10 protein-coding genes are annotated in these 7,016 nt (G+C 69.3%); all 10 read right to left on the bottom strand.

Features of this window, described 5'->3' with window-relative positions; translation table 11 throughout:
* Positions 1 to 135 precede the first annotated feature (135 nt).
* The 10 genes from ACIHEJ_RS36645 to ACIHEJ_RS36600 all read right to left on the bottom strand — a co-directional run bounded on the left by ACIHEJ_RS36645 (position 136) and on the right by ACIHEJ_RS36600 (position 6,960).
* Entirely contained in the window at positions 136 to 537 is a 402-nt protein-coding gene (locus tag ACIHEJ_RS36645; RefSeq protein WP_400142022.1) for a hypothetical protein, read from the bottom strand.
* 100 nt (positions 538 to 637) lie between these two features.
* Entirely contained in the window at positions 638 to 1,651 is a 1,014-nt protein-coding gene (gene lepB / locus ACIHEJ_RS36640; protein WP_400142020.1) for a signal peptidase I, read from the bottom strand.
* Positions 1,539 to 2,630, bottom strand: a complete 1,092-nt coding sequence (gene lepB / locus ACIHEJ_RS36635; protein WP_400142018.1) for a signal peptidase I — start codon at positions 2,628 to 2,630, stop codon at positions 1,539 to 1,541. Before lepB (ACIHEJ_RS36635) ends, lepB (ACIHEJ_RS36640) begins: the two co-directional genes overlap by 113 nt.
* Positions 2,623 to 3,324, bottom strand: coding sequence for a signal peptidase I (lepB, locus tag ACIHEJ_RS36630; RefSeq protein WP_400142016.1), 702 nt, complete (start codon positions 3,322 to 3,324; stop codon positions 2,623 to 2,625). Before lepB (ACIHEJ_RS36630) ends, lepB (ACIHEJ_RS36635) begins: the two co-directional genes overlap by 8 nt.
* A 45-nt stretch (positions 3,325 to 3,369) precedes the next feature.
* A complete protein-coding gene (gene rplS / locus ACIHEJ_RS36625) occupies positions 3,370 to 3,720 on the bottom strand; it encodes a 50S ribosomal protein L19 (protein WP_358781008.1) in 351 nt (116 codons plus the stop codon).
* A 135-nt stretch (positions 3,721 to 3,855) separates the two neighbouring features.
* Positions 3,856 to 4,689 (bottom strand): tRNA (guanosine(37)-N1)-methyltransferase TrmD, encoded by an 834-nt coding sequence (trmD, locus tag ACIHEJ_RS36620; RefSeq protein WP_400142013.1) that lies wholly within the window; start codon positions 4,687 to 4,689, stop codon positions 3,856 to 3,858.
* Complete coding sequence (rimM, locus tag ACIHEJ_RS36615) at positions 4,689 to 5,294, bottom strand: ribosome maturation factor RimM (RefSeq protein ID WP_400142011.1); 606 nt, start codon at positions 5,292 to 5,294, stop codon at positions 4,689 to 4,691. The genes trmD and rimM overlap by 1 nt, the downstream gene beginning before the upstream one ends.
* 82 nt (positions 5,295 to 5,376) lie before the next feature.
* Positions 5,377 to 5,616, bottom strand: a complete 240-nt coding sequence (locus ACIHEJ_RS36610; RefSeq protein ID WP_003973401.1) for an RNA-binding protein — start codon at positions 5,614 to 5,616, stop codon at positions 5,377 to 5,379.
* Between the two features lie 5 nt (positions 5,617 to 5,621).
* Positions 5,622 to 6,041: a 30S ribosomal protein S16 gene (rpsP, locus tag ACIHEJ_RS36605; RefSeq protein ID WP_030785131.1), complete on the bottom strand. Its 420-nt coding sequence runs from the start codon at positions 6,039 to 6,041 to the stop codon at positions 5,622 to 5,624.
* 322 nt (positions 6,042 to 6,363) lie between these two features.
* Complete coding sequence (locus tag ACIHEJ_RS36600) at positions 6,364 to 6,960, bottom strand: hypothetical protein (RefSeq protein ID WP_400142009.1); 597 nt, start codon at positions 6,958 to 6,960, stop codon at positions 6,364 to 6,366.
* Positions 6,961 to 7,016: the final 56 nt, after the last annotated feature.

Genomic DNA, 7,016 nt, shown 5'->3' with positions numbered 1-7,016 from the left:
GTCCACCATCACCGCCCCCCCCCCCCCCCCCCCCCCCCACCCACCCCCCCCCCCCCCCCCCCCCCCCCCCCCCCCCCCCCCCCCCCCCCCCCCCCCCCCCCCCCCCCCCCCCCCCCCCCCCCGTCACACGCTGGATCAGGCCTTGCCGCAGCTGCCCGGGCCCCAGCTGCCCCACTCGCCACTGGAGTACTCGCCCGAGCCGGCCCAGATGCAGACGCCGGTGCCCTCGGGGTAGCTCCTGTTGGAGGTGACCGTCGTGCCGTTGCCCTTGTTGTTCCAGATGGCGAAGTCGTAGCCGCCATCCGACTGATAAGGCGCGACATCCACCTTGATCACCGCTGACCAGCCGTCGGCACAGGTGTCCTTGACGGAGAAGATCTCGTCGTTGTCCTCGAACTTGCCGTACGAGGCGTGCGCACACCCGGCCTTCATGCTCTGCCCCCACACGCTGGCATCCAGCGCCGAGGCGGGCGAGTTGGTGAGCGCGATCAGCGCAACCGCACCAACAAGGGCTGACCCGAGCTGAAACTTCTTCACACTTCCCCCAAGCTTCGGTCGAAGTTCACTACGTGAACAAGATCGATACTAGCCGGGGAGATCTTGCGATACGAACAAGTTTCCGAGTGTGACCGATCCGTTACTTCTTGATCGCTCCGGCGGAGGCAGCGGGCTTCTCGGCCGTGATTCGGGCGAACATGCGGCGCCGCCACACGGCCACCGGGACGAGAGCCGTGAAGGCGACCCCCTGCGGCACGTGCGGAAGCACGGCTCCGGCCGCCTCGCCGCTGAGTCCGGGCTGGTCGAAAGTGTCCGGGACCGGCAGGGTGCCCCAGCGGTTGATCGGCCAGGCCTTGACGATTGCTCGACCGACGACATCCTTCACCGGAACCATGCCGTGGTACTTGTCGGACTGGTTGTAGCGCGAATCGCGGGAGTCCTGGCGGTGGTCGCCCATGACCCAGATGTAGCCCTCGGGAACCTTCACCTTGAACTGGCCGCCCTGGTCGTCCACGCTGCACGGCGTGTTACCCGGGTAGACGTACGGCTCGTTGAGCGCCTTGCCGTTGACCAGCAGCGGGCCCGAGTTCTTGCACTCGACCGTGTCGCCGCCGACCCCGATCACCCGCTTGATCAGGTCCTTCTCGTTGGCGGACGGCATCAGGCCGATCCAGCTGAGGACCTTCTGCACCGCGTTCGGGTTCGGCTGCGGCTCGCCCTTCAGCCAGCCGCTGGGGTCGTGGAAGACGACCACCTCGCCGCGCTCGGGCTCGGAGCCGAACCACGGGGTGAGCTTGTCGACCAGGACGCGGTCACCCACCTGCAGGGTGTTCTCCATCGAGGCGGAGGGGATCGAGAACGCCTGCACCAGGAACGTCTTGATCAGCAGCGCCAGGACCAGCGCGATGACGACCAGGATCGGCAGCTCCTTCCAGAAGGAGCGCGGCCCCTTGGACCGACGTGCCGCCTCGCCCGTGCCCGCGTCCCCGGCCCGGGGCGGCTGCTCGCCCTGCTGCGTGCCGTCGCCGTCCGCCGTCATGTCATTCCCGGAGGTCATGGCGCCGTCGGGTGCGGGGGCGTTCGCCTCCACGGGGTGCCCGCGGTGCTCCTCGCCGTCGTGTCCCGACCGTGCGCCAACCGCCACATCCCCCACGCCAACTCCTTACTCTGTGCCGCCGCCCGCACCGCATACGGCGCAGGCCCACCACTCCCATAACGAGCGGGAGTTCCGCAGGGGTCGGGAGTTGAGCCATTCCGTTCGGATTCTCGGAGGCAACCCTATGCGACATGCGAGGTGCGGCGGCCGTCCCCGCTCCGGGGGCGGCAACGCTTGCGAAGGTTTTAGGTTCCTCCAGACGCGTCCAGTGCCCGACCGGCCAGCCGATGACCATGGCGCGGCCGACCACGGATTTCTCGGAGACCGTGCCGCCGTACGGGGTGTTCTGGTGGGCACGGGAGTCCGCGGAGTCGTCCCGGTGGTCGCCCATCACCCACAGCCGGCCCTTGGGGACGGTGATGTCGAAGGGCGTCGCGGAGGGGGAGTTGCCCGGATAGAGGTAGTCCCCTTCCGTGAGCGGTACGCCGTTGACGGTGACCCGGCCCTGCGCGTCACAGCACTTCACATGGTCGCCGCCGACCCCGATGACCCGCTTGATCAGGTCCTTCTCGTTGTCGGAGGGAAGCAGGCCGATGAAGGTGAGGCCTTCCTTGAACTGCTTGACGACGACCGGGTCGTGCTTCTTGGCGGTCTGCTCGTCGGCCAGCCAGCCGCCCGGGTCGTGGAACACGACGACGTCCCCGCGCTGCGGCTTGGAGCCGAACCACGGGGTGAACTTGTCGACCAGGACGCGGTCGCCGATCCGGATCGTCTGCTCCATGGAGCCGGACGGGATCACGAACGCCTGGACGAGGAAGGTCTTCAGGACCAGCGCTATGAGGACGGCGACACCGATCAGAAGGGGGATCTCCCGAACGGCTGAACGCCGTCGCTTGCGCTTGACCTTGCGCTGGAGCTTGCGCCGCTCCGCGCGCGTGCGGCCGCCGCCGGACGTGGACGTACGGCGGGAGCCGGTGGGCAGCAGGTTGTCGGCGGGCGTGCCGGGGACGCCGCGCGGTTTGCCGCGGTTACCCATGGCCGCCCTCCGCCGGGGCGGCGGGCACGCGCGCGTAGGCGGACGGCCGGGACAAGTGGGTCAGGCGGTCGTACGGCCAGACGATCCAGTCGGCCCGGCCGATGACCTCGCCGACGGGGACCATGCCGCCGCCGGGCGAGCCCAGGTGGTCGCGGGAGTCGCTGGAGCGGCTGCGGTGGTCGCCGAGGACGAACAGGCGGCCCGCGGGTACGACGACGTCGAAAGGCACACTGGAGGCGCTGTCCCCCGGATAGAGGAACGCCGTCTCGTCGACCGGCCGGCCGTTCACCCCGATCCTCCCGTTCTTGTCGCAGCAGACCACACGGTCTCCCCCCACACCCACGACGCGCTTGATGTAGTCCGCGTCCCCGAAATACCCGGTGCCGTCGAACACAATCACGTCGCCGCGGCGCGGCTGGGCACCGAAACGGTACGCCAACTTATTTACGAGAACGCGGTCGCCGATCCTCAAACCCTGTTCCATGGATCCGCTCGGGATCTGGAACGGTTGCAGCACGAAGGTGTTGAGGAGCAGCAGAAACGCCAGGCAGGCGACGAGGGTGAGGGTGATCCGGCCGCCCGGCAGCCACTCGGTGATCCGCGCCACCAACGCGGAACGCGACCGTCCCTCCGCACCCGGAGAACCGGGTGGGGAGGAGCGGTCGCGTTCCGTCGGCTGTGCTTCGGTGTCCATCGGAGCCAGATGCTATCCGGCCCCGCTGTGACTCCGGGAAAGCGCTCAGCTCTCGCGCTTCTCCTTGATCTTCGCGGCCTTGCCGCGCAGCTCACGGAGGTAGTACAGCTTGGCGCGGCGCACGTCACCACGGGTGACCAGCTCGATCTTCTCGACGATCGGGGTGTGCACCGGGAAGGTGCGCTCGACGCCGACGGAGAACGAGACCTTGCGGACCGTGAAGGTCTCGCGGACACCGGAGCCCTGGCGGCGGATCACGACGCCCTTGAACTGCTGCACACGGGAGCGGTTGCCCTCGATGACGCGGACGTGCACGTTGACGGTGTCACCCGGACGGAAGGCCGGGACGTCGCTGCGCAGCGACGCGGAGTCGACGGAGTCGAGCAGGTGAGACATTTCGTCTGCTTTCTTCGCTGATGCCACAGGTCATCAACGGAAACTAGGGTTCCAGGAGGTCTGCCGTGCGGGTCGGAACGGGCGTCGTGTCCCCCTGTGGCAGGGGCGCACGCCGGACGGGCGCACAACAGCGGTCTATTCTTCCATGCCCTCGGCCCGGCGCCAAAATCGGCCGTACGGCTCGCCCTCCGGATCCGGCTCCCAGCCCAGGATGGAGAGCATCTCGCGGTCCTTCTTGTCGAAGGCCTTGGGGTCGCAGCGCTCGATCAGGTCGGGCCGGTTGGCGGTCGTACGCCTGAGAGCCTCGTCGCGGCGCCAGCGGGCGATCTTCCCGTGGTGGCCGCTGAGCAGCACGTCCGGGATGTCCCTGCCACGCCAGAGAGGCGGCTTGGTGTAGACGGGGCCCTCCAGGAGGCTCGCCATCGCGCCGGGCGCGAAGGAGTCGTCCCGGTGGGACTCGGCGTTGCCGAGGACGCCGGGCAGCAGCCGGGCGACGGCCTCGGTGACGACGAGGACGGCCGCCTCGCCGCCGGCGAGGACGTAGTCGCCGATGGAGACCTCGTAGACCGGGACGCGGGTGGCGTACTCGTCCATGACGCGCCGGTCGATGCCCTCGTAGCGGGCCGGTGTGAAGATCAGCCAGGGGCGCTCGGAGAGCTCGACGGCCAGTTCCTGGGTGAAGGGACGGCCGCTGGGCGTGGGGACGATCAGCGCGGGGGCCTGGGCCCCTGACTCGTAGCCGTCGGCGAGGACGGTGTCGAGGGCGTCGCCCCAGGGGTCGGTCTTCATGACCATGCCGGGGCCGCCGCCGTACGGGGTGTCGTCGACCGTGCTGTGGCGGTCGTACGTCCAGTCCCTCAGGTCGTGCACATGGACGTCGAGCTGACCACGCGCGCGTGCCTTGCCGACCAGGGAGACGTTGAGGGGTTCCAGGTACTCGGGGAAGATCGTGACGACGTCGAGGCGCATTACGACTCTTCTCCCGAGCCCTCGGCGCCGCCGGAGCCCTCCGAGCCCTCCGAGCCCTCGGAGCCCTCCGAGTCCCGCGCGGACGCGATCTCGGCGCGGTCGTCGATCAGGCCCGGCGGGGGCGCGATGACGGCCCTCTGCTCCTCCAGGTCGATCTCGGTGACGATCTCCTCCACGAAGGGGATCATGACCTCGGTCCCGTCCGGGCGCTCCACGATGAACAGGTCCTGGGAGGGCAGGTGCGAGATCTCGGTGATCCGGCCGACCTCCACCCCGTCCTCGGTGACCACGTCGAGGTCGATGAGCTGGTGGTCGTAGTACTCGTCCTCGCCCTCGGGCAGTTCCTCGGGGTCGATCTCGGCGATGAGCAGGGTGTTGCGGAGGGCCTCGGCGCCGTTGCGGTCGGTGACACCCGCGAAGCGCAGGAGGAGGCGGCCGCTGTGGACGCGCCCCGTCTCGATGGTCAGCGGTCCCGTGGCGGCGGGGTCCGTGGCGAGTACGGCGCCGGGCGCGAGCCTGAGTTCCGGCTCGTCGGTACGTACCTCGACGGTGACTTCGCCCTTGATGCCATGGGCACGGCCGATCCGTGCGACTACCAGCTGCACGTGTACAGATCTCCTGTCATACGACTGCGGGCCGGGGACGGCCCGAAGGCCCTCCCCGGCCCGAGCCGGTTGCGATGAAGCGTCAGCGGACGTGGTCCACGTCGACCAGGTCGACGCGGACACCGCGACCGCCGATGGCGCCCACGACGGTACGCAGGGCACGCGCGGTGCGGCCGTTGCGGCCGATCACCTTGCCGAGGTCGTCCGGGTGGACCCGGACCTCGAGCACGCGCCCGCGGCGCAGGTTGCGCGAGGCGACCTGCACATCGTCAGGGTTGTCGACGATGCCCTTCACGAGGTGCTCAAGCGCCTCTTCGAGCATGCTGCTCAGGCCTCGGTCGACTCGGACTCGGCAGCGGCCTCGTCCTTCTTCTCAGCCTTCTTCTTCTGGGTGATCGCCTCACCCTTGCCCTCGTCGTCACCGCCGAGAGCCTCGAACGACGGACGGGCCGGCTTCGGCTCGGCGACGAGCAGCGGCGCGGGAGCCGGCTCGCCCTTGAACTTCTGCCAGTCGCCGGTCTTCTTCAGGATGGCGAGAACCGGCTCGGTCGGCTGCGCGCCGACACCCAGCCAGTACGCCACACGCTCGGCGTCCACCTCGATGACCGACGGGTTGTAGGTCGGGTGGTACTTGCCGATCTCCTCGATGGCCCGGCCGTCACGGCGGGTACGGGAGTCGGCGACGACGATGCGGTAGTGAGGCGAACGGATCTTGCCCAGACGCTTCAGCTTGATCTTGACTGCCACGGGAGTGGGTTCTCCTGGAATTGACGTGGTTGGGCACGGCGAGACTGCCGCGTGGGGTTGCGGTACCCGAGTGCCCGATGGACGCGTCAGCCGGAGGAGAGAGGGGTCCTGTGCGACTGTCGAGTACAGCTAGCCATTGTGCCATACGCCGCGGGTCGCCTCTGGCCGAGGGTGGCTGAGCCGGGCCTGGACGTGCTCCAGCGGCACCCGGCGTGGAGGTGAGGTCACGTCGGGTGCGCTGCCCGGTGCTGTGAAGTTGCCGGCCCGTCGTCGTCCGCGTCCCCGGCACCCACGAGATGCCGGTACTCCGCGCGGCCCGCGACTACGCCGCCCCCACGACCTCCGGGATCCTGAACGGCTTGCCGCAGCCACCGCACACGATCGGGGCCTGGGCCAGGACGGACGGCACGACCCGGACGTTGCGACCGCAGTCGCAGACCGCCTTGACGCGGACGCCGCCGCCGGAGGAGCCGTGTCTGGCGGCCGGGCCGCGGAAGGTGCGGGAGGTGTCGGAGGAGGTGGCCGCGGTGTGGGCCTTCAGGGCGCGCTGCAGCCGTTCCATGGTCGGGCGGTAGCGCCGCTTCGCCTCGGGGTTGAGCGTGACCAGGGAGAAGCCGCTGCTCGGGTGCGGCTCCTCGGGGTGGTCCAGGCCCAGCTCCTCGGCGATGGCGAGGAAACGGCGGTTGTGGTAGCGGCCGGCGCGGGAGGTGTCGCGGATCCCACGGGCGGCGGCGATGCCGTGGACTGCCTCATGGAGCAGTCGCTCGAAGGAGAGTTCGTGACCGCACGCGGACGACGACTCTCCGATCAGGGACTCTGGCGCGGCGAGGTCAGGCAGCTCGGGGTGGTACCGCTGAATGTCGGCCCACGCCTGCGCCAGCTCTGCGGCGAGAACAGGTGGTGTCTGTGTCGTGCTCACGTAATGACAACGAGCGGGGGTGCCGCTGTGTTCCTATTCCGGGGCATCCCAAATAA

Origin of the sequence: Streptomyces sp. NPDC052301 (assembly GCF_044593395.1) — a bacterium.
In the GTDB taxonomy this organism is placed as follows: Bacteria; Actinomycetota; Actinomycetes; order Streptomycetales; family Streptomycetaceae; genus Streptomyces.
Note: the sequence above shows the minus strand (reverse complement) of the source record. Positions and strands in the feature narration are given on the sequence as shown.

Bases quoted from the DNA above. Each gene is read 5' to 3' on its own strand.
- lepB (WP_400142018.1), bottom strand. From the start codon at position 2,630: ATGGGTAACCGCGGCAAACCGCGCGGCGTCCCCGGCACGCCCGCCGAC.
- lepB (WP_400142016.1), bottom strand. From the start codon at position 3,324: ATGGACACCGAAGCACAGCCGACGGAACGCGACCGCTCCTCCCCACCC.
- rplS (WP_358781008.1), bottom strand. From the start codon at position 3,720: ATGTCTCACCTGCTCGACTCCGTCGACTCCGCGTCGCTGCGCAGCGAC.
- trmD (WP_400142013.1), bottom strand. From the start codon at position 4,689: ATGCGCCTCGACGTCGTCACGATCTTCCCCGAGTACCTGGAACCCCTC.
- ACIHEJ_RS36610 (WP_003973401.1), bottom strand. From the start codon at position 5,616: ATGCTCGAAGAGGCGCTTGAGCACCTCGTGAAGGGCATCGTCGACAAC.